The organism is Micromonospora sp. A200 (assembly GCF_029893845.1).
GTDB lineage: Bacteria > Actinomycetota > Actinomycetes > Mycobacteriales > Micromonosporaceae > Micromonospora > Micromonospora purpureochromogenes.
Window position 1 is genome coordinate 76,800 of the sequence record NZ_JARXXY010000013.1, and the last position, 25,325, is coordinate 102,124.

At 73.2% G+C, this 25,325-nt stretch carries 21 protein-coding genes; 12 read left to right on the top strand and 9 right to left on the bottom strand.

From position 1 onward, the window contains the following. Nucleotides 1–44: 44 nt before the first annotated feature. Entirely contained in the window at nucleotides 45–506 is a 462-nt protein-coding gene (locus M2302_RS14760; RefSeq protein WP_280838475.1) for a PPOX class F420-dependent oxidoreductase, read from the top strand. 3 nt (nucleotides 507–509) lie between these two features. Here M2302_RS14760 and M2302_RS14765 read toward each other — a convergent pair whose 3' ends face one another. Then, nucleotides 510–1,148, bottom strand: a complete 639-nt coding sequence (locus M2302_RS14765; RefSeq protein WP_280838476.1) for an NAD(P)H-binding protein — start codon at nucleotides 1,146–1,148, stop codon at nucleotides 510–512. Nucleotides 1,149–1,194: 46 nt separating this feature from the next. Continuing rightward, on the bottom strand, nucleotides 1,195–2,427 hold the full coding sequence (locus M2302_RS14770) for a serine hydrolase domain-containing protein (RefSeq protein WP_280838477.1): 1,233 nt from the start codon (nucleotides 2,425–2,427) through the stop codon (nucleotides 1,195–1,197). Nucleotides 2,428–2,505: 78 nt separating this feature from the next. Between M2302_RS14770 and M2302_RS14775 the strand changes: the two genes are divergently transcribed. From M2302_RS14775 to M2302_RS14785, 3 genes are all read left to right on the top strand, one after another. After that, nucleotides 2,506–3,099: a pentapeptide repeat-containing protein gene (locus tag M2302_RS14775; protein WP_280838478.1), complete on the top strand. Its 594-nt coding sequence runs from the start codon at nucleotides 2,506–2,508 to the stop codon at nucleotides 3,097–3,099. Nucleotides 3,100–3,308: 209 nt separating this feature from the next. Beyond that, on the top strand, nucleotides 3,309–4,196 hold the full coding sequence (locus M2302_RS14780) for a hypothetical protein (RefSeq protein WP_280838479.1): 888 nt from the start codon (nucleotides 3,309–3,311) through the stop codon (nucleotides 4,194–4,196). A gap of 77 nt (nucleotides 4,197–4,273) precedes the next feature. Continuing rightward, a complete protein-coding gene (locus M2302_RS14785) occupies nucleotides 4,274–4,711 on the top strand; it encodes a nitroreductase family deazaflavin-dependent oxidoreductase (RefSeq protein WP_280838480.1) in 438 nt (145 codons plus the stop codon). 128 nt (nucleotides 4,712–4,839) lie between these two features. Here the strand turns inward: M2302_RS14785 and dacB are convergent, their stop codons facing one another. Then, on the bottom strand, nucleotides 4,840–6,423 hold the full coding sequence (gene dacB, locus M2302_RS14790; RefSeq protein WP_280838481.1) for a D-alanyl-D-alanine carboxypeptidase/D-alanyl-D-alanine-endopeptidase: 1,584 nt from the start codon (nucleotides 6,421–6,423) through the stop codon (nucleotides 4,840–4,842). A 341-nt stretch (nucleotides 6,424–6,764) separates the two neighbouring features. On the opposite strand from dacB, the gene M2302_RS14795 reads away from it, so the two are divergent. Beyond that, nucleotides 6,765–7,046, top strand: a complete 282-nt coding sequence (locus M2302_RS14795; RefSeq protein ID WP_280838482.1) for an iron-sulfur cluster biosynthesis family protein — start codon at nucleotides 6,765–6,767, stop codon at nucleotides 7,044–7,046. 1 nt (nucleotide 7,047) lies between these two features. On the opposite strand, the gene M2302_RS14800 is transcribed toward M2302_RS14795, so the two are convergent. Beyond that, nucleotides 7,048–8,142, bottom strand: coding sequence for a beta family protein (locus tag M2302_RS14800; protein ID WP_280838483.1), 1,095 nt, complete (start codon nucleotides 8,140–8,142; stop codon nucleotides 7,048–7,050). A gap of 164 nt (nucleotides 8,143–8,306) precedes the next feature. Here M2302_RS14800 and M2302_RS14805 point away from each other — a divergent pair, with 164 nt between their 5' ends. Then, a complete protein-coding gene (locus M2302_RS14805; RefSeq protein WP_280838484.1) occupies nucleotides 8,307–8,885 on the top strand; it encodes an NAD(P)H-dependent oxidoreductase in 579 nt (192 codons plus the stop codon). A gap of 36 nt (nucleotides 8,886–8,921) precedes the next feature. Here M2302_RS14805 and M2302_RS14810 read toward each other — a convergent pair whose 3' ends face one another. The 3 genes from M2302_RS14810 to M2302_RS14820 form a co-directional block, all read right to left on the bottom strand. Further along, the gene (locus M2302_RS14810) at nucleotides 8,922–9,416 is read right to left on the bottom strand and encodes a PepSY domain-containing protein (RefSeq protein ID WP_280838485.1); all 495 of its coding nucleotides are present in this window, start codon (nucleotides 9,414–9,416) and stop codon (nucleotides 8,922–8,924) included. Nucleotides 9,417–9,506: 90 nt separating this feature from the next. Continuing rightward, a complete protein-coding gene (locus M2302_RS14815; protein ID WP_280838486.1) occupies nucleotides 9,507–10,784 on the bottom strand; it encodes a HAMP domain-containing sensor histidine kinase in 1,278 nt (425 codons plus the stop codon). Next, on the bottom strand, nucleotides 10,781–11,479 hold the full coding sequence (locus tag M2302_RS14820) for a response regulator transcription factor (protein WP_280838487.1): 699 nt from the start codon (nucleotides 11,477–11,479) through the stop codon (nucleotides 10,781–10,783). Before M2302_RS14820 ends, M2302_RS14815 begins: the two co-directional genes overlap by 4 nt. A 103-nt stretch (nucleotides 11,480–11,582) precedes the next feature. Here M2302_RS14820 and M2302_RS14825 point away from each other — a divergent pair, with 103 nt between their 5' ends. The 3 genes from M2302_RS14825 (at nucleotide 11,583) to M2302_RS14835 (ending at nucleotide 14,604) form a co-directional block, all read left to right on the top strand. After that, entirely contained in the window at nucleotides 11,583–12,044 is a 462-nt protein-coding gene (locus M2302_RS14825) for a septum formation initiator (RefSeq protein ID WP_280838488.1), read from the top strand. 285 nt (nucleotides 12,045–12,329) lie between these two features. After that, nucleotides 12,330–12,722 carry a cupin domain-containing protein gene (locus M2302_RS14830; protein WP_088963697.1) on the top strand — a complete coding sequence of 131 codons (393 nt, stop codon included), beginning with the start codon at nucleotides 12,330–12,332 and terminating at the stop codon, nucleotides 12,720–12,722. A 97-nt stretch (nucleotides 12,723–12,819) separates the two neighbouring features. Beyond that, entirely contained in the window at nucleotides 12,820–14,604 is a 1,785-nt protein-coding gene (locus M2302_RS14835) for a glycoside hydrolase family 15 protein (RefSeq protein ID WP_280838489.1), read from the top strand. A gap of 90 nt (nucleotides 14,605–14,694) precedes the next feature. Here the strand turns inward: M2302_RS14835 and M2302_RS14840 are convergent, their stop codons facing one another. Both M2302_RS14840 and M2302_RS14845 read right to left on the bottom strand, forming a co-directional pair. Further along, complete coding sequence (locus tag M2302_RS14840; RefSeq protein WP_280838490.1) at nucleotides 14,695–15,888, bottom strand: threonine synthase; 1,194 nt, start codon at nucleotides 15,886–15,888, stop codon at nucleotides 14,695–14,697. A 14-nt stretch (nucleotides 15,889–15,902) separates the two neighbouring features. Continuing rightward, on the bottom strand, nucleotides 15,903–16,949 hold the full coding sequence (locus M2302_RS14845; protein ID WP_280838491.1) for a DNA polymerase ligase N-terminal domain-containing protein: 1,047 nt from the start codon (nucleotides 16,947–16,949) through the stop codon (nucleotides 15,903–15,905). 86 nt (nucleotides 16,950–17,035) lie between these two features. On the opposite strand from M2302_RS14845, the gene M2302_RS14850 reads away from it, so the two are divergent. The 3 genes from M2302_RS14850 to M2302_RS14860 all read left to right on the top strand — a co-directional run bounded on the left by M2302_RS14850 (nucleotide 17,036) and on the right by M2302_RS14860 (nucleotide 25,258). Further along, nucleotides 17,036–17,824: an aldo/keto reductase gene (locus tag M2302_RS14850; protein ID WP_280838492.1), complete on the top strand. Its 789-nt coding sequence runs from the start codon at nucleotides 17,036–17,038 to the stop codon at nucleotides 17,822–17,824. 679 nt (nucleotides 17,825–18,503) lie between these two features. Further along, nucleotides 18,504–21,656, top strand: coding sequence for a DNRLRE domain-containing protein (locus M2302_RS14855; protein ID WP_280838493.1), 3,153 nt, complete (start codon nucleotides 18,504–18,506; stop codon nucleotides 21,654–21,656). A gap of 92 nt (nucleotides 21,657–21,748) precedes the next feature. Further along, the gene (locus M2302_RS14860; protein WP_280838553.1) at nucleotides 21,749–25,258 is read left to right on the top strand and encodes a LamG-like jellyroll fold domain-containing protein; all 3,510 of its coding nucleotides are present in this window, start codon (nucleotides 21,749–21,751) and stop codon (nucleotides 25,256–25,258) included. Nucleotides 25,259–25,325 lie beyond the last annotated feature (67 nt).

Below are 25,325 nucleotides of genomic sequence, written 5' to 3' on the forward strand. Positions count from 1 at the left end.
GCCGCGGCCGGAGCACGCCGGCCCCGGCCTGGTAGAACCGACGCATGGCACGCACCATCGCGAGCAACACCCGGGTCGACCGGGACGCCCTGATCGAGTTCATCCGCCCCCGACACCGGGTCCTGCTGATGACCACCCGGTCCGACGGCCGGCCGCAGTCCTCGCCGGTCTCCTGCGGCGTCGACGCCCAGGGCCGGCTGGTCATCTCCACCTACCCCGAGCGGGCCAAGGCGGCCAACATCCGCCGCGACCCGCGCGTCTCCGCGTGCGTGCTCTCCGACGACTGGGACGGCCCCTGGGTGCAGGTCGACGGCACCGCCGAGGTGCTCGACCTGCCGGACGCCCTGGAGCCGCTGGTGGAGTACTTCCGCAGCATCTCCGGCGAGCACCCGAACTGGGACGAGTACCGGCAGGCGATGGTCCGCCAGGGCAAGTCCCTGATCCGGATCACCATCGAGAGTTGGGGGCCGATCGCCACCGGCGGCTTCCCGGCCCGGCTGACCTAAGCCTCAGTACGCGGCGGTGAACCGCATGTTCTCGAAGCGCGGGTTCTCGATCTCGTCGACGATGGCGACCGCCAGGTCCTCGTAGGTCAGCACCGAACGGCCGCCCTCGTCGACCACCGGGTGCTCGGTGCCGGTGCGGTAGCGGCCGGTCCGCTCGCCCGGGTGGAACTCCACCGGCGGCGGGGACAGATACGTCCAGGTCAGCCCGTCGGCCGAGGACCGGTAGAGGGCGAGGGCGTCGGCCTGGCCCAGCGCCGCGTCCCGGTACTCGTCGGGGAAGTCCGGCTCGTCGAGGAGCGGCGTGTCGTTCGGCGTCAGCAGGGTCGCCCCGCCGCCGACGTGGATGAGGCGGGGCGGGTTCGGCACGTCCCGCAGGACGGTGACCAGGTTCTCCGCCGCGTCCCGCCAGAGCGCCCGCTCCCCGCCGCCGATCGCCACCACGATGACGTCGGCGTCGGTTGCCAGCTCCCGGACGCTCTGCGCCGAAGTGGCGTCCCCGGTCACCACCTTCACCCCGGCGGGCAGCCAGGTGAGCGCCTCCGGGCGGCGGACCGCCGCCGTGACCCGGTGTCCCCGATCGGCCGCCTCCGTGACGATCCGCGAGCCCGCGGCACCGGCGCCGTACACCACGACGTTGCTCATGCCGTCCAGGCTATGGACCGGCCCGGCCGCCCGTCGGCGGAACGGCTCAGTCGACCAGGGCGGAGTAGACCAGCTGGCGCAGCTGCGAGCGCAGCGGATAGGTGCTCGACGGCATCAGCTGGGTGAACAGCAGCGCGGTGACCTCCTCCACCGGGTCGACCCAGAAGGCCGTGCTGGCCAGGCCGCCCCAGTAGTACTCGCCGACGCTGCTGGGCACCCGGGCGGGCACCGGGTCCTGCACCACGGCGAAGCCCAGGCCGAAGCCGATGCCGTCCAGCACCGTCTCGGCGAACCCCTCCGGCTCGAACGACGCCAGGTCGCCGCCGCCGGGCAGGTGGTTGCGGGTCATGTAGCGGACCGTGCGGGGCGCGAGCAGGCGTACGCCACCCAGCTCGCCGCCGCGCAGCAGCAGCTGGGTGAACCGGTGGTAGTCGGCGGCCGTGGAGACCAGCCCGCCGCCGCCGGAGAGGCAGTCGGGGCGGTTCAGCGCGGCCGCCCCGATCCGGTCGACGCGGACCGCCTGCCCGGTGCCGGGGTGCGGGGTGTAGAGGGCGGCGAGCCGCTTGGCGTCCGGCTCGTCGACCCACCAGCGGGTGTCGGTCATGCCCAGCGGGGTGAGGATCCGCTCGGTGAAGAACGCGTCCAGGCGCTGCCCGGAGACCACCTCGACCAGCCGGCCCAGCACGTCGGTGGAGACGCCGTAGTTCCAGCCGGTGCCGGGCTGGAACATCAGCGGCAGCCGGGCCATCCCGGCCGAGGCGCCGGCCAGGTCCAGCCCGGCCGGCACGCCCAGGTCGTAGCCGGCGGCGCGGTAGAGGGCGTCGACCACCGAGCTCTGCGCGAAGCCGTACGTCAGGCCGGAGGTGTGGGTGAGCAGGTGCCAGACCCGGATCGGCTCGATCGCCGGCACCGTGTACGGCTTGAGCGCCGAACCCTTGTCGAAGACCCGGACGTCGGCGAACTCGGGCAGCCAGCGGCTGATCGGGTCGTTCAGCTCGAAGTGGCCCTCCTCCCAGAGCATCATCGCCGCGACGGAGGTGATCGGCTTGGTCATCGAGTAGATGCGCCAGAGGGTGTCCCGCTCCACGGGCGCGCCGGCCTCCACGTCCCGCATGCCGTACGTCGAGGAGTGGGCGATCTCGCCGCGGCGGGTGACCACGATCTGCCAGCCGGCGAGCCGGCCGTCGTCAACGTACCGGCCGAAGTGTCGGTCGATGCGCGCGAGCCGCGCCGGGTCGAAGCCGATGAGGTCCGGGTCGGTAGTACGTGCCACGCTCACGTCGCCGAACCTACTAGCCGGTACGCCGGCGGCGGAAGGCCCACGACCGCTGTCGGTGCCGCCGCATAGGGTGGTGCGATGCCCGAGCCGACCGAGGACGTGACCTTCCGCCAGCAGGACTGGTACGCCGAGGAACTGGTCGACCGGCACTTCGTCAACTGCGTCTTCCACGACGTCGACCTCACCGAGGCGGTCAGCCGGAACGCCTCCTTCACCGGCTGCACCTTCGGCAACGTGCGGTTCAACTCCTCCCGGCACGTCGACTCGGCCTTCACCCGCTGCGTGTTCAAGCGGTGCAACTTCTTCGAGGCGGAGTTCACCGGCTGCAAGCTGGTGGGCAGCACCTTCGACCAGTGCGACCTGCGGGGGCTGCGGGTCGCCGGCGGCGACTGGTCGTTCGTCGCGCTGCCCGGGGCGGACCTGCGCGGGGTGAGCTTCACCGACGTGCGGATGCGGGAGGCCGACCTGACCGGGGCCAACCTGACCGGGGCGACGGTGACCGGCGTCGACCTCTCCGCCGCGCAGCTGCACGCCGTCCGGCTGGGCCGGGCGGACCTGCGCGGCAGCGACCTCACCGCGCTGGACCCGACGGCGGTCGAGCGGGCCGGCGCGGTGATCGACCCGGAGCAGGCGCTGGTGCTGGCCCAGGCGCTGGGCTTCGAGATCCGCTGATTCCCGGTGGGACTCGACTGGCTCCGAACCGGACGGACGGCTATAACTGACAGGAAAGTTTCCGTTACTACCGCTTGGTAACGAACTGGAAACGCCCCTGCCCCCGCAGGTGGCGCAAGAGGCCGTTCGGATGAAAACGTGAGGCGGCTCACGCAGCGACCCGCGACCGCCGCGCGGGCGCGACCGTGGGTGGGGAGAGCGGAGAAGCGGTGACGGACGACGAGCCGAGACGGACGGGGTTCGACCGGGGCCTGAGCACGGCACGTCGGATCGCCCGGCACCGGCACCGTCGTCGGTGGACCGTCGAGGCGCTGACCGCCGTCGTCTGCCTCGCCGCGCTGGTGGCGTACCTCAGCATCGATCCGAAGCCCGAGCCGCGCGGTGAGGGCGAGGCGCCGCCCGGCGCGGCCTCCACGCCGGCCGGCCGCCCGACCGGCCTGCCCGGCCAGGTGACCGAGGCCGGTGTCGCGTCGCCGGGGCTGCGGCCCCGGCAGCGCCCGCCGACGCCCGCACCGTCGCCCTCGCTGACCCCGACGCCGGCGCCGAAGCCGCCGACGCCGCTGCTCAGCGTGGACCGGGCCGACGTGCCGGCCATGGTGGACCTGACCCACCTCGGCGGCCGGGACTGGGTGCACTGGGGGCTGCGCGGCCCGGACTCCGTGGTCCGCAAGCGCGGAGGCTCGGGCGAGATCCGCGACGCGGGCGGGCCGGGCGCGCGCAGCAGCTACGACACCGACCCGGAGCTGTTCGGCTGGCGCGACGGCGCCCCGGTGCAGGGCGAGGGTGGCACCTCGACCGGCATCCACACCTGCCACGTCGGCAACGGCTTCCGCCTCGCCGTGCTCGGCAGCGGCGAACTGCGCACCGTGCACCTCTTCGCCGGGCTCTGGATGGCCCGCGGCCGGCTCGACGTGCGGCTCTCCACCGGCGGCCCGACCAGCACCCTGCGCCTGGAGGATCCGCACACCAACCACAGCGCCCAGTTCGTCGTCCGATTCCGGGTCGCCCCGGGGCAGAAGCTGCTGATCTCCTGGACCAACGAGGAGACCTTCAACGACTGCGGCAACGTCGCGCTGCGCGCGGTCGCCCTGCGCTGACCCGGTTCGCCGGCTCTGGGCGGCCGGCCGGAGTAGCGTGGGCGCGACGACGGCGACGAGGCGCGGGAGGCGGGGCCGTGACGGCGAGCGAGCAGGTGCTGGACAGCCCCGAGGGCTGGGTGGCCGACCACATCCGACGGTACGTCGAGACCGGCGGCGAGCAGGGGCACGAGTGGCGGCCGGGCGTCTTCACCCTGCTGCTGACCACCCGTGGCCGTCGCAGCGGCAAGTTGCGCCGGACCGCGCTGATCTACGGCCGCGACGGCGACGACTACCTGGTCGTGGCCTCGCTGGGCGGGGCGCCGCAGCATCCGGCCTGGTACCTGAACCTGCTCGCCGATCCCGAGGCCGAGGTGCAGGTGGGCGCGGAGACCTTCGCGGTGCGGGCGCGGACCGCCGGGCCCGCGGAGAAGCCCCGGATGTGGCGGACGATGGTCGACATCTGGCCGGCGTACGACGACTACCAGACCAGAACCGACCGGGAGATCCCCGTGGTGGTGCTGGAGCGGGTCTGACCCTGGAGAGGCTGTCACGGAACCCACGAGCCGCGCCGCATCGCCGCCCGGCTGCGGGAAGCCGCCGCGGCGGCCGGCTGAGCCGGCGGGTGCAGGGTCCCGTTCCGGACGGGCCCCCGCACCCGTTCTCAGCAGGCGATCGGCTTCACCCAGGAGCACTCCAGCCCCTCGGGGGCGCGCGGCGCGTCGGGCGCCACCGGCGGCGCCACCCGCGCGGTGCTCACGCTCTTCTCGGTGTACGACGCCAGCGCGATGGCGATCTGGTCCTCCAGCCCCTTCACCGACGAGGCCAGGTAGTTGTTGAGCACCACGGAGAAGGCCAGCACCCGGCCGTCGGCGTCGGTGACGTAGCCGGAGAGGCCGGAGACCCCGGTCAGGCTGCCGGTCTTGGCGTGCACGTTGTTCGCCGCCGGCGTGTTGCGCATCCGGCTGCGCAGCGTCCCACCGACGAAACGCTCGGCGTTGCCGGCGATCGGCAGGGCGGCGTACCAGTCGGCGAACCAGGGCTCGGCGCGCACCGCCGCGAGCAGGGCGACGAACTCGGCCGGCGGGATGAGGTTGCGCCGGGACAGCCCCGAGCCGTCGCGCTGGCGCAGGGTGCCGGTGTCCATGCCGGTGTCGGCGACGTACTCGCTGATCGCGGTCAGCCCCGCCGACCAGGTGCCCGAGCCGGAGATGACCCGCCCGATCTCCTTGGTGAGCACCTCGGCGTGCCCGTTGTTGGACAGCTTCAGGAACGGCACCATCAGCTCGACCAGGGTCATCGAGTCGTGCCGGGCCACCGGTGCCGCGTCGTCCGGGGTGGCCCGGCCGAGCACGGTACGCCCGAGCACCCGCACGCCGTGGCGGCGCAGCGCGGCCCGGAAGACGTCGGCGGCGTACCCGGTCGGTTCCCAGACGGTCATCCAGTCGCTGGACGGCGCGTCGCCGACGGCGATCTGGCCGGTGACCACCACGGTGTTGGTGCCGTGCTCCCGTTCGAAGGTGATCGTGGTCTCGCCCTCGGCCACCGTCTCGGCCCGGTTGTCGATCCGCACGTAGCCGTTGGGCGGCGTCATGGTGATCGTCGGCGGCGCGCCCGCGCTCGCGGCCGGGGCGGCCTGCACGATCACGGTGCCGGCGTCGTAGTCGGTGTCCGGGGCGACGGTCAGCGCCGAGACCTGCGCCGCGTAGTAGTACGACTCGTCGTCCCACGTCCAGTCCGGACCGAGCCGGGTGCGGTCGTAGCGGGTGTCGTCGGCGACCAGGTTGCCGGTCACCACCCGTACGCCGTCCGCGGCCACCTCGGCGGCGAGCGCGTCGTAGTCGGCGGCGAGCATCGTCGGGTCGCCGCCGCCGCGCAGGTAGAGGTCGCCGGAGACCAGCCCGGCCCGGCGCTGCCCGGTGGAGTGCACGTCGGTGGTGAACCGGTGCCCCGGGCCGAGCAGTTCCAGTGCCGCGGTCGAGGTGAGCAGCTTGGTGTTGGAGGCGGGGATCAGCCGGCGGTCACCGTTGCGGTCGTACAGGGTCTGCCCGGTGGCGGTGTCCACCACGACCACGCCCGCCTGTGCCCCGGTGAGCCGGGCGTCGGCGAGGATCGCGTCGATGGTGGCGTGCAGCCGGGTGGCCGCCGGGGTCGGCGACTCGGCGGTGGCGGGGAGGGCGCCGGCGGTGGCCACGGTGGCGGCGAGCGTCGCCAGCGCCAGACTCCGGGTAAAGAGACGACGATGCATGCGTCGACGCTGTCATGGAGATTTCCGCCAGGCAAGACTCCCCGCCGAAAGTTTTTTCCGGATCTCGGTCCGGGTGCGGCGGGGCGGCGGCTGACCGGCCCCGGCCACCTCGATCCCAGCGTACGGCGCCAACGGCGCTGAGGAGCGGAAACGCCGCAGGCGCGGGGGCGCTCCCACAGAGCCCGGTCTATTTGACGGACGCCCGCTCAGGGGGCACGGTGGGGGTGAGGGGGCTGCGCGATGCGCCCCGATTCGCCGGGCGACGACAGGTTCGCCATCAGGTGCGCGCTTCGCCACTCCGCGCGAGGCCCCGCTGCCGAGAACCCATGAGGAGTTCCGACATGCTCAAGATGACCGACAACGCCGTGATGGTGATCCGCGACCTCGCCCTCCAGCAGGACGTCGCCCAGGACGGCGGGCTGCGCATCGCCGCGGACACCGACGCCGGCTCGCTCACCATCGAGCTGGTGCCGGAACCGGCGCAGGGCGACAAGGTGGTCGACAACCAGGGCGCCCGCATCTTCCTCGACCCGGACGCCGCCGAGCTGCTCGAAGACACCTCGGTCGACGCGGTCGTCGACGACGAGGGCGTCGTGCAGTTCGGCTTCACCGAGAAGGAGTGACTCAACCGGCCCGGCGCGCCTCGCCGCCCCGGTGCGGCCGGGTGGGACGTCCGCGTTCCTCCTCGCCGCGCCACGGGCCGGGGCGCTGGTCCCGGGCCGGCCGGGTCAGCGTGGCCAGCACGTGCGCCAGATGGTGCGACGTGCTCCACGCCGTCCAGTTGGTCGGTGAGCCCGCACCGGCCACCCGCCGGGCGCGGCGCAGCAGCTCGTGGTCGCCCCAGGAGAAGCCGGCCCCGGCCGGCGGCCAGTGCGGCGCCGCCACCAGCGTGCGGCACAGGTCGGCGAAGCGCTCGTCGCCCCGGCCGCCCCGCCGCGACCAGCGGTAGACCCACCAGGCGCCGTCCGCCGTGTACCGCACCGTGGGGAACCGATCACCCGGCCCCTCCCCGGCGGGCGACGCGGCGGCGACGCCGTAGTCGCCGTACCCGACGCCGAGGTCGGCGAGGCGCTGCCAGAGCAGCCAGTCCCAGCGGTCCAGGCGTACCGGCTCGTCGGTGGGGAGGCGGGACAGCGTCGGCGGCATCCCGCCGGCCGCCACGGTCACCGTGCGCCAGGCGTGCCGGCGCGCCCAGTCCACCAACCGCCGAACCCGTGGCTCGGTCACCCGCAGGTCGGCCGGGCAGCAGACGTCGCCGGCGTCGATGAGCAGGTCGCACTGCTCCGGCACCAGCCGGCCGTACCGCCAGATCCGCTCCGCCGCGGCGGTGGTCGCGTCCGGCCCGGCCCGGTCCTGGCCGGCCCGCAGCCGGACAACCGCGCGCCGGGCGTACGCCTGCGCCGCGACGCCGTGCGCCACCAGCCGGCGGTCGCTGTCGGCCAGCCCGATCACCGGCACCACCGGTACGCCCCAGCGGACCAGCTCGGTCTCCGGCACCTCGGGCAGGGCGGAGACGTCGACCGCCGGGACGAGCCCGGCCGGCAGCCGGCCGAGCAGGTCGAGCGTGATCGGGTCGACTGTGGAGAGTTCGAGGACCGGAGCGAGCAGTGGAGCCACGGCGCCGTCCAGATGGGACAGCGCCTCCAACTCGCCCCGCCGGCTGGCGAGGATGGGGTGGTAGACCGGTTCCGCCACCCGACCCCGGTGGGCGGGCACCATACTTCAGCCTAGCCAGACATTCGCCTGCATCACAGGGTTGAACGGCCGGTGGTGACCGGAAACCGTTGCGGCCGACCGCCGATCGGCCCGGCCGAAGTCAGGGGTGGGCCGGCCGCTCGGGCCGTGCTTGACTGGCCGGTGCCGCCGACGCTGAGGAGCAGCCGATGCCGCAGGACGCCCGGATCCTGCTCGTCCCGGGGAGCACCCGGGCCGGGTCCACCAACACCGCCGCCCTGCGTACCGCATCCGCCCTGGCGGTGCCGGGGGTGACCACCACGCTGTACGACGCGCTGCCGGAGCTGCCCGCCTTCGACCCGGACCAGGTCGACACGCCGCCCCCGCCGGTGGTGGCGCTGCGCGCCGCGCTCGCCGATGCCGACGCGGTGCTCTTCTGCACCCCCGAGTACGCCGGCACCCTGCCGGGCAGCTTCAAGAACCTGCTCGACTGGACGGTCGGCAACGGCGACCTGTACGACAAGCCGGTGGCCTGGGTGACCGTGGCCGCGCCCGGCCGCGGCGCCGGGGCGGAGCAGACCCTGCGGATGGTGCTGGGCTACCTCGGCGCCGACATCGTCGAGCCCGCCTGCGTACGCCTGCCGGTGCCCCGCGACGGGGTCGGCGCGGACGGGTTGCTGGCCGACGCGGAGCTGCGGAACGGTCTGGCCGACGTGCTGGGCCACCTCGGCGCGCAGGTCGGCCGGGCCGTCGCCGTGCCGGCCTCCGGTCCACCCGCCCGCCCCTGACCGGGCGCCGGCGGGCGGTCCGGCTCCGCTGCCGGCTCAGTCGTCGTCCCCGTGCCGGTCGCCGCCGTGGTCGTCGCCGCCCCGATCGTCCCCGCCGTGCCGCCGGTCGTCGTCTCCGTCGTCGCTGTCGTCCGGGCCGTCCCGGCGGTCGCCGGTCTCCGGCCGGACGCGCAGCACCGCACCGGTGTCCCGGTCGACGTGGACGTCCCAGCCGGCGACGCCGGCCATCACCTCGACGCTCCACACCGGACGGCCGTGCTCCCGCTCGGCCTCGACGTCGACGACCCAGCCGCCGCCCACCGCGGCGAGGGCGACCGCCCCGGCCCGGTCCCGGCCGACCCCGACCGGCGTCGCCCCGACGGTGGACGGCCTGTCGTCGGGCGTGGGAGTGTCGCCGACGCCCGTGACGGCGAGGGCGGCGCGCGGGGCGCCGGCCTGCCGGTCGGCGGCGGTGACGCCGAGGGCCGCGCCGGTCACCGCCAGCACCGCCACGCCACCGGCCGAGGCCAGGATCAGAGAGGTACGCCCCATGATGTCCACCTTCCGTCGGTCCCGTTCGCTGTCCTGCCGAGCATCGACCGGAGGCGGATAGCGGCGCGCTGTCCCGACGCTAAGCGGTGGTTATCCCGGCGGTCGGCCCAGCCGCAGGCGCACCACGGCCCCGCCGCCCGGCCCGGTGCCGAGTTCGAGGTGACCGCCGCCGGCCCGGGCCGCCCGGTCGGCGATATCCAGGCCGAGGCCGGTCGACCCGGCCCCGCTGGACCCCCGCCGGGCCGCCCCGGCGGGCAGCCCGGGCCCCTCGTCGGCGACGGTCAGCAGCACCCCGTCGGCGTCCGTCGCCAGCCGCACGGCGAACGGGGTGCCGTCCGGGGTGTGCGCGAAGACGTTGCCCAGCAGGGCGTCCACCACCGCCGCCAGCTCGTCGGCCGCCACCCCGACAGGCAGCGGCCCCGGCGCCAGCTCCAGGGTCACCCGCCGACCGGTGTCCTCGGCCAGCACCGACCAGAACGCCACCCGCTCGCCGACCACCGCCGCCGCGTCGCTGACCGCGCGGCCGGCGGTGGGCGAGCTGCGCCAGCGGGCCTCGCGGATCAGCCCGCTGACCGCCCGTTCCAGCCCGTCGACGGCGGCGGTCACCCGGGCCGCGTCGTCCGGGTCGCGCAGCGACTCCGCCTCCAGCCGCAGCGCGGTCAGCGGGGTGCGCAGCCGGTGCGACAGGTCCGCCACCTGCTCCCGCTCCTCCCGCAGCAGCACCTGGATCCGGCCGGCCAGGTGGTTGAGCGCGCCGGCCACCTCGCGCAGCTCCGCCGGCCCGGCCGGCTCGACCCGGGCGTCCAGCTCGGCGTTGGCCAGCCGGTGGGACACCGTGGACAGCTCGGTGATCGGACGGGTGAGCGAGCCGGCGAGCCGGTCGGCGACCACCAGCCCCACCACCACCAGGAGCGCGCCGAGCAGCGCCAGCACCGTCCACGCCCGGGTCACCCCGGCGGTCAGCTCGGCCCGGGGCACCACCGTCCGGATCACCGCCGCCCCCTCCGGCCGGCCCTGGACGGCGATCACCACCTCCCGCCCGCCGTCGGACTCCGCGGTCAGGCTCTGCCCGCGCGCGGCCAGCGCCACCGCCGGCGTACGCGGCGCGGGCGCGCCCAGCACCGTGCCGTCGGGCAGGAAGACGGTGACCGGCCGCCCCGACTCGACGACGAGCTGCTCGACGGTGATCCGGACCGTGTCGAGCTCGGCGGTGCCGACCACCGGCACCAGGCTCTGCGCGTCGGCCGTCGCGCGCACGGTCGCCCGGTCCTCGGCGACGGTGCGGACCAGCAGCGCCAGCGGCACCAGGAAGGCGATCAGGGTGAGCACGCTGACCGACGCGACCAGCAGGGCCAGCCGTCGCCTCACCCGACGGTCCCGGGCGGCGGCGCCAGCCGCACGCCGACGCCCCGGACGGTGTGCAGGTAGCGGGGCTGCTGGGCGTTCTCGCCGAGCTTGCGGCGCAGCCAGGACAGGTGCACGTCGACGGTCTTGTCGGCGCCGCCGTACGGGATCCGCCACACCTCGGTGAGCAGCTCCCGCTTGGTCACCACCTGCCCCGGTCGGCCGGCCAGGTGGTGCAGCAGGTCGAACTCGCGCGGGGTCAGCTCCACCGGGACCCCGTCCAGGCTGACCTGGCGGGTACGCGGGTCGATCCGCAGTCCGCCGACCACCAGCGCCGGGTCGGCGTCCCGGTCCTCCGGGGCGGCCCGCCGCAGCACCGCGCGGGCCCGGGCGTCCAACTGCGCGGCGGTGAACGGCTTGACCACGTAGTCGTCCGCCCCGGCGTCGAGGATCCGGACGATCTCCCGCTCGTCGTCGCGCGCGGTGGCCACGATGACCGGCACGGAGCTGATCGCCCGGAGCATCCGTAGCAGCTCGGCACCGTCCAGGTCGGGCAGTCCCAGGTCGAGCACGACCAGGTCCGGCCGGTCCTCGAGCGCGTCCCGCAGGCCGGTCAGGGCGGTGGAGGCGGCGGCCACGGCGTGCCCGCGGTCCCGCAGCGCGCGGATCAGCGGCGTACGGATGGTGAGATCGTCCTCGATCAGCAGCAGGCGGGCCACACCTGGCAGGCTAATCCGTGGCGCCGCTGCCGGCCGCCCGCCGCAACCGTCCCTTAACCCTGCCCTGGGCGCGCCGCAACCCGGCGTCCGGCAGACTCGGGGCATGCCCGGTCGCCCCCTGCTCGCCGTGCTCGGCTGGCTCGCCACCGCGGTCGCCGCGCTGCTCATCGGCCTGGCGGCGATCCGGCTGGTGGGGGAGAGCATCAGCGGCACCCCGGGTGGCGTACGCAGCCAGGAGGAGGTGCGGCGGGCGCTCGCGACGGCGCCGCCGTCCGCCGCCGGGGTCACCCCGCCGGCCGCCGGCCCGACACCCTCCGGCGGCGCCGTCACCTCGGCCGCGGGCGCGCGTCGGGCGCTGGCCACCACCGGCGGGACGGCGGTGGCCGAGTGCGGGCCGTCGGGGGTACGGCTGGTCTCCTGGGCGCCGGCGCAGGGCTACCGGGTCCGCGACGTCGACCGGGGCCCGGACGAGCACGTCGAGGTCCGCTTCGCCGGCCCGGAGGGCGAGGACGAGCTGAGGGTGGTCTGCGTCGGCTCCCCGCCCGTGCCCCAACGCCGCCGCTGAGGCAACGACCGGCCGTTCCACCTGGCGGTGCTGACCTGAAAGCCCGGACACGGGCGCACGGCGCCGCCCGACCCCTGGGTCGTCACGTCGCCGCGCTCCGGCCGTCTCCCACCACCGCAGCCCTTCGGCGGTACGCCAGCGGGGACCTGGCTCGACAGCCGCGGGTACGCAGCCGTCAGTGTGGTCGATGCCCGTTGCGCGGGGCGGCAAACCTCGGGCGGGTGGGGAATTCCACCATCTGACAGTCCCGGCGTGACGGAGGCCCGGGCCGGGTATGAGCGCGTCATGGAGCATTTCACGATCGCGACCGTCGCCCAGAAGAGCCCGGACTTCCGCCGGGTGCTCTGGACCGGTGAGAAGACGCAGCTTGTGATCATGACCATCCCGCCGGGCGGTGAGATCGGTGAGGAGGTGCACGACGGGATCGACCAGATCCTGACCTTCGTCAGCGGTACCGGCGAGGCGCGGGTGGCGGGGGAGACCAGGGAGGTCGTCCAGGGCGACCTGGTGGTGGTGCCGGCCGGCACCAAGCACAACTTCGTCAACACCGGGCCGAACCCGCTGGTGCTCTACACCGTCTACGGCCCGCCGGAGCACGCCGACCAGGTGGTGCACCGGACGAAGGAGGAGGCCGACGCGGCGGAGGCGGCCGGCGAGGACGAGCCGCCGACGTCCTGACCGCCCCGGCGGCACGGTCCACCGGCCTCGCCGACCGGCCCGGCCCGGCGGGCCCGTTGACCGGCCTGAACCCGGTCGGTGCGGGTACCCGGGGCGGGTGGACCAGCCGCCGATCTCCGACTACGGGTTCCTCTCCGACTGTCGCTCCGGTGCGCTGGTCGGCCGGGACGGCTCGGTCGACTGGTGGTGCCCCGACCGGTTCGACGCGCCGTCGGTCTTCGGCCGGCTGCTCGACCCGGACGCCGGGTACTGGCGGCTGGCGCCGCTCGGGCCGTCCCGGGTGGAGCGCGCGTACCAGCCGGACACGCTGGTGCTGCGGACGGTCCACCACACCCCCGAGGGGAGCGTCGCGGTCACCGACGCGCTCGCCGCCGAGGTGGGCGCCCGCGGTCACCAACTGGGCATGAACTCCCCGGCGGTGCTGCTGCGGGTGGTCGAGGGGCTCGGCGGGCGGGTCCGGATGGGGCTGGACTTCGCGCCCCGCCCCGAGTACGGCCTGCTCACGCCGTACCTGCACGAGAAGCCCGACGGTGCGGTGGTGACCGTCGCCGGCCCGGTGGCGCTGACCTTGCGCAGCAACGGGCCGGCGCTGCGCGCCGGGCGGGACCGGGTCCGCCAGGAGTTCGAGGTCACCGCCGGGCAGTGCGTCGGCTTCGATCTGGCGTACGCGCCGGTGCACGGCGACCGGCCGGCCCGGGTGGACCCGTTGACCGCGCTCGCCGAGACGGTGCAGGCGTGGCAGGCGTACCGGGGGCTGCACCACTACGACGGCCCGTACGCCGAGCAGGTGCGCCAGAGCGCGACCGTGCTCACCGGTCTGACGTACACCCGCAGCGGCGCGGTCGCCGCCGCGCTGACCACGTCGCTGCCGGAGTGGTGCGGCGGCGACCGCAACTACGACTACCGCTACTCCTGGCTGCGCGACTTCGCCATGACGATGCGCGCGTTCTGGGTCGCCGCCTGCCCGACGGAGGCGAACCGGCTCTTCGCCTGGGCGGCCCGCGCGATCGGCCGGATCGGCGACGAGCCGGTCCCGGTGCTCTTCGGCCTGGCGGGGGAGCGGGACATCTCCGAGCGCGAGCTGGAGCACCTGCGCGGCTACGCGGGCAGCCGGCCGGTGCGGGTCGGCAACGACGCCTGGCGACAGCGGCAGCTGGACGTGCCCGGTGAGGTGATCTCGGCGGTCTGGCGGCTGCACGATTATCTCGGCGAGACCTTCGACGAGGAGCTGCGCGAGATGGTCGTCGGGCTGGCCGAGCAGGTCGCCGCGACCTGGCGGTTGCCGGACCACGGGATCTGGGAGACCCGGGACGGCGAGCGGCACCACCTGTCGTCCAAGGTGCTCTGCTGGTGCGCCCTGCACCGGGCGGTCCAGATGGCGCCCCGACTCGGTGAGCGGGCCGACCCACGGCGGTGGGCCGCGATCCGCGACGAGATCCGGGACACCGTGCTGCGCGACGGCTGGAACGACCGGGTCGGTGCGTTCACCGGTGTTTTCGGGTCGGCGGAGCTGGACGCCTCGGCGCTGCTGCTGCCGATGATGCAGTTCCTGCCCGCCACCGACCCCCGGATGCGCGCCACCATCGACGCGATCGAGCGGGAGCTGGGCGGCGACGACGGCCTGGTACGACGGTGGGGCACCGACCCGGCCGGTTTCGTGCTCTGCTCGTTCTGGCTGGTCGAGTGCCTGCTGTTGGCGGGCGAGGAGGGCCGGGCCCGGCGGCTGTTCGAGCAGGTGCTCGGGCACGCCAACGACCTCGGGCTCTTCGCCGAGCAGGTGGACCTGCGTACCGGCGCGCAGCTCGGCAACACGCCGCAGGCGCTGTCGCACATCGGGCTGATCAACGCGGCCTGGCGGTTCGCGGATCTGAGCTTCGGCTGAGCGCCGCGCCGAGATCCTGCAACACTCCTGCAATCGCCAGGCATTGACGCGGCGCCGGCCCCGTCCGGCCGCTCGGCCGCACCGACCGGGTCAGGCCGCCACCACGGGTACGCCGGAGACGTCCACCGTCTCCGGATACTTCAGCCCCGCCCCGGTGTTCAGCACCACCACCCGCTCGCCGGCCCGGATCCAGCCGCCCGCGCGCAGGTGCCGGGCGGCGGTGAGGCAGGCCGCTCCCTCCGGGCAGAGCAGCAGCCCCTCCCGGGAGGCGAAGTCCCGCAGGTCGGCCAGGATCTCCGCGTCGTCGACGGCGAGCGCGGTGCCGCTGCTCTCCCGCAGCGCGGCCAGGATCAGCTCGTCGCCCAGCGGGGCGGGAACGGTGATGCCGAAGGCGACGGTGCGCGCGTCCGCCCAGGGCTCCGCCCGGTCCTGCCCGGCGGCGAACGCCCGCACCACCGGGGCGCACCCGGTGGACTGCACCGCGACCAGGCGAGGCAGCTTGTCCTCCACCCAGCCCAGCTCACGCAGCTCGTGCATCGCCTTGTGGATGCCGATCAACCCGACCCCGCCGCCGGTCGGATAGATGATCACGTCGGGCACCTGCCAGCCGAGCTGCTCGACGATCTCGTACCCCATGGTCTTCTTGCCCTCCAGCCGGTACGGCTCGCGCAGCGTGCCCGCGTCGAAGACCGTCCCGCCCGAGTCGGCGACCAGCTTCGCCACCCACCGGCCGGCGTCGCTGATCAGCCCGTCCACCAGGCGCAGGTCCGCGCCCGCGGCCAGGCACTCCCGCCGGCAGATGGTCGGCGCGTCCAGCGGCATGGCGATGGTCGCGCCCAGGCCGGCCCGGGCCGCGTACGTCGCCCAGGCCGCCCCCGCGTTGCCGTTGGTCGGCATGGCGATCCGCTCGACGCCCAGCTCCCGGGCGCGGCTCACCCCCACTGCCGCGCCGCGCGCCTTGAACGACCCGGTCGGCGTCAGCCCCTCGTCCTTGACGATCAGGTCCGGAATGCCGATCTCCGTCCCGTACGCCGGCGCGCGCAACAGCGGCGTCCAGCCCTCGCCCAACGTGGTGACGTGCCGCTCGTCGGCCACCGGCAGCACCTCGCGGTAGCGCCACAGGTCGGCCGGGCGCAGGCCGAACCGCTCCGGCGTCACCGCCTCGGCCACCGCCGCGAGGTCGTAGCGGGCCAGCAGCGGCGAGCCGCACCCACACAGGTTGGCCGGTCGGTCGGCGTCGTGCTCCCGTCCGCAGCGCGGGCACTCCAGGTGGGTCAGGTACACGATGCTCCTCGCCGTCAGCCTGCCTCGATGCTCAGCCAGCGGCGGCTGCGTCGGCCCGGCTCGTAGACCGAGTCCAGCCGCTTGGCCACCACCCCGGGCAGCCCCTGCCCGCGGGCCGTGTCCAGCGCCTCGGCGCCGGTGCCGGGGAACCACGGCGGAGTCTGCCAGTGCGGCCCGGCCAGCGCCAGACCATCGAGCAGCTCCCGGCGCTGTGCGTACGGCACGTCGAGGCTGGCCACGCCCTCCAGCCAGAGCAGATCGAAGAGCAGGAACTGCGCGTCGGCGGCGGCCCGCTTCGGCCGGGCCGGGCGGACCCGGCCGGCGGGGTCGATCCGGACCAGGACGCCGTCCAGCACGGCTTCCGTCGGGGCCAGCGCCTCGGCCATGTCCCGCAACCAGGGGTACGCCCCGGTGACGTCCTCGTCGGTCTCCGACAGCAGCCGCAGCCGGCCGCCGGAGACGTACGCCATCGCCCGTACGCCGTCCCAGCGCAGCTCGTAACCCCACTCCGAGCTGTCGCCGGGTAACCGGCCGGACGGGGTGGGGTGCATCGGGCGGACCAGCTCCGGCATGCTCGTCCAGCCGGGCGGGGGCGGGTCGGTACGGCGGACCATCCAGTCCCGCCCGTCGCGGCCGCCGGTGGCGAAGAGGACGTACCGGCCGCTGGTGCGGGCGCCGTGCAGCACCACGATCACCTCGTCGTCGCGCCACTTCTCGCACTGGTAGGTGCCCCGGTCGTGCACGGTCATCGTCCCGCCGCCGTACTCGCCGGCCGGGATCTCGCCGTGGAAGTCGAGGTACTCCATCGGGTGGTCCTCGGTGTGCACGGCCAGGTGGTTGCGCCCGGTGTCCCGGGGCAGGCCGCGCGGCACCGCCCAGGAGGCGAGCACCCCGTCGCGCTCCAGCCGCAGGTCCCAGTGCAGCGCGCGGGCGTGGTGCTGCTGGATCACGAACCGGGCCTCGCCGGCCCGCCGCCGTCGGCGCGGCCGCTCCGGCGGCACCGGTTCCGGGGTACGCGCCGCGTCCCGCTTGCGCCGATACTCCTCCAGACGGTCCGCCACACCGGCATTCTCCGGCAAACCGCCCGGCTCCGCCGGTTGCCCGGTTCCGGGGCATGTCACCGGCGATCACGGGTAGAACCGTCGGTATGGACCAGCACCTCAACCAGCCCACCGCGCTGCTCCCCGGCGACGTCCGGATGCCGCTGCTCGGCTTCGGCACCTGGCAGGCCAGCGGCCAGGCTGGTTACGACGCCGTGCTGGCCGCCCTCGACGCCGGCTACCGGCACATCGACACCGCCACCATGTACGGCAACGAGGAGGAGGTCGGCCGGGCGATCAAGGAGAGCGGGCTGCGCCGTGAGGACATCTTCATCACCACCAAGCTGCCGCCGGACCGGGTGGGGCGGGAACTGGAGACCATCGAGGCCAGCCTGCGCGCGCTCGACACCGATCACGTCGACCTCTGGCTGATCCACTGGCCGCCGTCCTCGCCGGCCGACAGCATCCCGGTGTGGCGGGAGCTGCTGGCGGCCCGGGACGAGAACCTGACCCGGGCGGTCGGGGTGAGCAACTACAGCACCGCGCAGATCGACGAGCTGATCCAGGCCACCGAGGAGAACCCGGCGGTCAACCAGATCCGCTGGAGCCCGTCGCTGTACGACCGACAGCGCCACGTCGAGCACCGCGACCGGGGCGTCGTGCTGGAGGGCTACAGCCCCTTCAAGACCAGCGACCTCTCCGATCCGGTACTGACCCGGATCGCCGCCGCGCACGACGTGTCGCCTGCCCAGGTCGTGCTGCGCTGGCACATCGACCACGAGATCGTGGTCATCCCCAAGTCGGTCACCCCGGAGCGGATCAGGGCCAACGCCGATGTCTTCGATTTCTCGCTGACGGCCGAGGAGATACGCGACATCGACGCGCTCGGTTCCTGACCGACCAGCGGCTTTTACCACCCTCGTTCTGGTTCCGCCAGGTGTCGAAGAGGCGACTGTCCGGCGGTTCGGTCGGACATGCCGAATCGTTCCTCTCGAATCGGAAGAACATTCATTCGAACGGGCGTACGAATGCGGTGGTGAGCATGCTGGGCCGTCGCTCACCTGCATCGATGGCCTGCTGCCGGGGTCGGTGGGGGTGTGATCCCAGGCTTTCGGGTCGACCCTCGCTCGCCGCCTCCGTCCGATGTGCCGGGTGCGCCCCGGGTTCGCCATGCGGGCGATGGCCCTGCGGCGGACCCGGTCCTCGTCCCGCCAGATCCTCGGGCCCGTGAGGCCATTTCAGGAGCGCTCACCGGTATTGGCCCACCTCGTTTCACGCATTGACCGAACCCTATTACTTTGCTGTTTCTTTGCGCTTCCTTCGGCTTCGTCGAGGGTCGGGCGTCACGCCCGGGTTCAAGCGCTGCGAACAGCTAAGACTCCACTGTGTGACGGCGCGCGGCGATAAGTCCGTCTCGCGGCATTCATCCTCACAGTTCGTGACCATGCTTGTGCGGTGCGCTGCGCGCTCCCTACAGTCCCGGTGCACACAAAACTGGAGACTCACGGGGGAGGGTTCGTGGCACGTCGTAAGACTGCCACCGTCCGTTCATGTCTTGCGGCGGGCGTTGCCGTGATGACGGCGGTCGCATTGTTCGGCATTTCGGGGGAACCGGCGGCGTATCTGGCCGCCGGCCCGGATGGCGTGACGGGTGGCGTGGAGAACAGGTCCGACGAGGCGGTGTCCCTGCGGACCGCCCGCGAGACCGGCAAGCCGGTTCAGGTCAAGAGCCTCACGTCGGAGACGACGGAGGTCTTCGCGCTACCGGACGGACAGTTCCGGGCGGACATCGCCACGGGCATGCAGCGGTTCCGCCGGGGCGGTGACTGGGTCCCGGTGGACCTCACCCTCAAGGCGGCGGCGGACGGCTCCGTCGCTCCCGTGGCACACCCCAACGACCTGCGGATCTCCGGCCCGGCCGGTGCCGGCCAGCACGAGTTGGCCGCGGTCGGCACCGGCGCGAGCCGAGTGGCGATGGGCTGGTCGGGCGCCCTGCCCGCGCCGGTCCTCACCGGCAACCGGGCCACCTACGTGGACGCCCGCCCCGGCGTGGACCTCGTGGTCGAGGCGACCCGGACGGGCTTCGAGCAGTTCCTGGTCGTCAAGACCCGGGACGCCGCCGCGCAGGTCGAGACCGTCGCCTTCCCGTTCACCGGCCCCGGCGTCGCCGGGTCGAACCGTGCGAAGGACGGCTCGATCGCGATCACCGACCGGGCCGGCAAGCAGACCGCGCACATCCCCGCCCCGCTGATGTGGGACGCGAAGAAGAACGCGATCACGGGTGGGCCCGCCGCCGAGAAGCCCGTCCGCACCGAGCTGACCAAGCGCGGTGACGCCGTCGAGCTGACCCTTGCCCCGGACCGCGCCTGGCTGCGCGACCCGGCCACCGCGTACCCGGTGACCATCGACCCGACGGTCAACCCGCTCGGCACCACCTTCGACACCTGGGTCCGGCAGACCGTCACCACCGACCAGAACCAGGAGCCCGACCTGCAGATCGGCCTGCTGGCCACCACGCCGGCCACCCTCACCCGGTCGTTCCTCACCTGGGACACCACGGTCCTGGCCGGTAAGCAGATCAACTCGGCGACCGTCTCGTTCTGGAACTTCTGGTCGCACACCTGCACCCCGACCTCGTGGGAGATCTGGACCACCGCCCCGTCGACCTACACCACGACGTTCACCAACCAGCCCGCCTGGGACACCGTCGGTCCCGACGCCCGGTCCACCGCCACCGTCGGTGGCGGCGCGGGCTGCGCCAGCGCCGACGGCTGGGCCAACATCGACGGCAAGACGTTCTTCCAGAAGGCCGCCACCGCGAACAAGACCCGGGCCGGCATGGGCGTGCGGGCCACCGACGAGACGGTGACCGCCGGCTTCAAGCAGTTCCGGTCCCGGGAGGGCGGCAGCGCCGCCGAGGACCCGAAGGCGTCGGTCACCTACAACTCCTGGCCGACCGTCACCGCCCGGGCCACCGTCCCGGCCATGAGCTGCGTCACCGGCTCCGGCCGGCCGGCGGTCAACACCCTGACCCCGCAGCTCAAGGCCACCGTCTCCGACGGTGACGGCACCGCCATGACGGTCACCTTCGAGTGGTGGGCGATGAACGCCGACACCCCGATCGGGTCGGCCGTCTACAGCAGCGTCGCCTCCGGGGCCACCGCTGCCACGACGTTGCCCGCGGGCGCCTTCGTCGACGGCGGCATCTACCGCTGGCGGGTCAAGGCTCACGACGGAGTGTCCGGCAGTGACGTCTGGTCGTCGTTCTGCGAGATGCAGGTCTACACCACCGTCGCACCGGTGACCGGGTGCACGGGCGGCACCGAGAGCGACTTCAACGGCGACGGCGTCGCCGACGTCGCGATCGCCGACCCCGAAGCGACCGTCAACGGGCAGGTCCGGGCCGGCCGTGTGAACGTCGCCTACGGCGGCAACACCACCGTCCACACCCTGCACGAGGGAGTCACCAACGTTCCGGGCGCAGCCGAGGCCGGTGACCGGTTCGGCACCTCGATCTCCGCGTACGACCACAACAACGACGGCTGCACCGACCTCGCGGTCGGCGTGCCCAACCAGATCGTCGGCGGCCAGTCCTACGCCGGCGCGGTCTACGTGCTGCTCGGCTCGCCCGCAGGCCTGGCCCAGGGGCCGGCCCCGGTGGTGTACCACCAGGACGCTGCCAACGTTCCGGACAGCCCGGAGGCGAATGATCATTTCGGCCAGTCGGTGGCCGGCAGCCGCACCGCCAGCGGCGAGCCCTACCTGGTGATCGGCGTACCGGGTGAGGGCCTTGCCACCGGGTCGTTCACCGGCGCCGTGCACTACCTGCGCGGCAACCTGAACCTGGCGATGAGCCAGGGCAGCGGCACCGGCTTCCCCGGCGGCATTCCCGGCGCGGCCGAGATCGACGACCGGACCGGTTACGCCGTGGCCGCCTCCAAGCACCACTGGGCGGTCAGCTCACCGGGTGAGGCGATCGGTGCGGAGGCTTTCGCCGGTGCGGTCAACGTCTTCAGCCACACGCTGACGAACGGGCTGCCCACGCTCGCCGCCAGCCTGGAGCAGAACGCCACGAACGTCTCGAACGTCGCGGAGAACAACGACAACTTCGGCAAGTCGATCTCCATCGCGCCGTACCGGCCGGTGGGTTCGACCGCCCGAGACTCGCTGGTGGTCGTCGGCGTGCCCGGCGAGGACATCACGGTCGCGGCGACGAACACCCCGGCGCCGGACGCCGGCCTGGTGCACCGCTTCCACGTCACCGCTGCCAACACCTACACCGAACTACCCGAGATCACCTACGCGTCCGAGGACGGCGACTACCTCGGCGAGAAGGTCATGGTGGTGAACACCAACCCGGCCGCCGAAGGCACCAACTCGACGATGTTCATCGCCATCGGCGTCCCGGGTGAGGACATCGGCGACGAGGTCGACGCGGGCCGGGTGCGGATCTTCCCCGCGCTGGCCAACCCGATCGGCACGCCGGTGACCATCGAGCGCAACGGGACGAGCCTGCCGGGCAGCACCCGGGCGAAGGAGATCGTCGGCACGTCGCTCGGCGCGACGTCACAGCGCCTGCTCGTCGGCACGCCCTACGGCGACGACGCCGTCCACGCGTACACCTGGTCGGCCCTGGCCGGAGGCAACACGACTCCGACGCAGAGCTGGAAGCCCGGGGTGAACGGCCTGCCGACCGGCAACAGCGTCTTCGGGGCGGCGGTCAGCTGATGGCACGCATCAATCCACGCAGTTCAACGGGGGAGGACCTGAGGGTGGCCCGTCGTACGAGAAAGCGGGGCCGGCTCTTCACGCTCGGCCTCATGGTGGGCCTCGCCGGCCTGCTGTCCAGCACCGCGTTCGTGGAACCGCCGCAGTCGGCGCCGGCCACCGCGCCGGTCGCCGCGGTCGAGGAGAGCCCGGTCCGTGACACCGAGGCCGAGGCGCTGCTCGCGGCCAAGGCGCTCAACCAGCCGGTCGAGGTGCTCGCGGAGCGCAGCGAGTACCGCGACGTGTTCGCCCAGCCCGACGGCACGCTGGTCGCCAACGAGCACACCCAGGCGGTCCGGGTGCTCCAGAACGACGCGTGGGTGCCGGCCGACGCGACGCTCGTGGCCCAGCCCGACGGGACGTACGCGCCCACGGCGGCGCTGCTCAACATGCGGCTGTCCAACGGCGGCACCACCCCGCTGATGGTCGTCGAGCGGGACTCCCGGGTCATGACGCTCACCTGGCCGAACCCGCTGCCGACGCCCACCGTCAACGGGGACCAGCTCGTCTACCCGGGGGTCTTCCAGGACGTCGACCTGGTCGCGTTCGTGACCGTCGAGGGCTTCTCCCACGTCCTGGTGCTCAAGACCCCCGAGGCGGCCAACCTGCCGGAGCTGCAGAACCTGCGGCTCGGCGTCACCGGTGAGGGGCTCACCATCCAGGAGACCGAGGACGGCGGCATCGTCGCCCTCGACCCGGCCACCGGCAACCCGGTGATGGAGGCCGACGCGCCGACCATGTGGGACAGCGGCAGCCAGGAGGGCGGCGAGGCCGCCACCAGCGGCCTGCGCTCGTCCGCCATGGCGGACACCGGCACCACCACCGGCCCGGAGGACCCGAACGAGGCGTCCGCCCGGGGCCCCGGTGAGGCCTCGCAGGTCGCCCAGGTCGGGCTCTCCTACTCCCAGGGCACCCTGAGCCTCACCCCGGACGCCGCCATGCTCGCCGACCCGGACACCACCTACCCGGTGTACGTGGACCCGGTGTGGCAGGGCAGCACCAACAGCGCCTGGGCGATGGTGGACAGCGGCTACCCCTCCGAGGAGTACTGGAAGTTCGACGGCAAGCGGCACGAGCGCATCGGCCGCTGCCCGAGCTCCTGCAACAACTCGCTGGTGAAGCGTCTCTTCTACCGGCTCTCCACGCCGTACGCGGGCAAGACGATCCTGGAGGCCAAGCTCCGGGTGACGATGCAGCACGTCTACAACTCCACCGCCCGGGCAGCGGCGTTGTACCTGATGCCGGCCGGGATCAGCACCTCGACCAACTGGAGCAACCAGCCCGGGGGGTCCAGCTGGTCGACCGCGACGCACCTGGACACCAACTCGCCTACCAGCGTGCAGTCGACCTGCACCTCCACCAACCAGAACACCGAGTGGGACGCCAAGGCGGCCGTGCAGACCGCCGTGGCGAGGGGGTGGAGCAACGTCACCCTGGGCCTCAAGTCGGTCAATGAGAGCGATTCGACGCATACCAAGCGGTTCTGCGACAACGCCGTGCTCTCGGTCCGCTACAACCGCGCGCCGGTGATCCCCAACCAGTCCGAACTGACCATGTCGCCCGGTGGTGCCTGCGTCTACGCCACCAACGTGCCGTACACCCCTGAGGTGCCGCGCCTCGACGCCATCCTGCGCGACCCCGACCACTCGTCGTCGCACACGGAGCAGGTCCAGGCCGAGTTCCGGGTGACCTACACGCCGTCCGGCAGCTCGACGCCCACGGTCCTGCAGACCAAGACGGCGTTCAAGGCCAGCGGCTCGAAGTTCAGCTACTACGTGCCCAAGACCATCCCGCAGAACGTCACGCTGTCGTGGGACGTCCGGGGCGGTGACGGCGTGAGCTGGGGGCCCTGGAGCTCCGACGGATCACGGAACGTCTGCCAGTTCATCTTCGACCAGACCAGTCCGAGCGCGCCGGACGTCGACTCCGCTCAGTACCTGCCCGGGGACGCCACCGACACCACCTCCGACTGCAAGGACGACGACGAGTGGCGCGGATCGATCGGCGTCGTCGGCAGCTTCACCTTCGACTCGGCGGCCACCGACGTCGTCGAGTACCTGTACAACTTCAACGGCGGGACCGACATCTCGGTGAAGCCCGCCACCGCGGGTGGCCCGGTGACGATCAACTGGACGCCGGACAAGGAAGGCCCACGCCAGCTCTTCGTCAAGGCCGTCGACGCGGCCAAGCGGGCCAGCTCTCCGGCCACCTGCACGTTCCGCGTCGGTAAGCGGCCTCCGGTGGCGCAGTGGCCGATGGCCGACGCGGCGGGAGCGACCCGGGCCGACAACTCCCGGGGGCCGAACGACGCCACGGTCGGCAGCGGGGTCACCTTCGCCACGACTAACAACTTCGGCCAGTGGGACCGCGCGGCCATCTTCGACGGCACGTCCAACGCCTACATGGTCACCGACACGTCGGTGCTGGCGGACACCTCGCAGAGCTTCGCCATCACCGGCTGGTTCCGGGTGGACGACGTCAACCGCCGCCAGGTCGCGGTGAGCCAGGACGGCACCGGTGAGCCTGGCTTCAGCCTCGGCGTCGACCAGGGCACCTGGTTCTTCCGGATGCCGACCAACGATGTCATCAACCTCGGCGAGTGGAAGGTGACGGCCGGCACGGTCACCACCGAATGGACCTTCGTCACGGCGATCTTCGACGGCCCGAACAAGAAGATCTCCCTCCAGGTCGGCACCAGCCCGGTCGTCGAGAAGGAACGGCGTTCGCTGACCCGGGCCCGGGGCTCGCTCCAACTCGGGCGCCACACCTACAAGGGCGGCGGGTACTCGGACTTCTGGAAGGGCGGCATGGCGGACGTGTCCGTCTTCGACCGGCCGCTCGTGACCGAGGACTCGACCGGTCTGCAGAAGCAGCTGCTCAACCGCAAGGCGTACTGGCAGCTCAACGACCAGACCTCCGGCCAGAGTCCGGCGGTGGGCACCGGCCCGGCGCTGGTGCTGAGCAAGCAGAGCCTGCTGTTCAAGACGCCGACCCCGATCGGCCGGATGGTCGGTACGGGCCACCTCCGGCTGGCGGGCAAGCCCGACGAGTACGCGGAGTCGACCAGCGCCCTGGTCGACCCGACGGGCAGCTTCACCATCACCGCCCGGGTGAGGCTCACCAGCAGTTCCGTCAACCACGCCATGACCGCCTTCTCGATCAAGGGACCGAACAACAGCGCCGTCATCGTCCGGGCCAACAGCCGGGGCAAGTGGGAGCTGGCCGCGACCACGGACGACACGGCGGCCGCCGTCTTCCAGGCGAAGGAGACGAACCGTACCCCGCACATGGGGGGTGCTGGGGACCACCTCGCGCTGGTCTACGACGGCTACACCCGCCAGTTCACCCTGTGGTCCGAGGGGGAGTCGACGGAGCTGGAACCCCTCGACGTGCCCTTCAAGCCCACCTCGATGTCGAGCCTCCAGCTCGGCCGAGCCTTCCTGGGCGCGACGCCGGGTGAGCACCTGTCCGGAAACATCGACGAGGTTCGCGTCTACGACGGCGTCGCTGACCGAATCAAGATCGACAAGCTTCGTGTGATCGGCGAGGCCTCCACCATCTGACGGAACAGGCGTCGGGGCCGCCCTTTCCGGACGGCCCCGACGCCTCCTGCTCTCGGCATCGATCGAA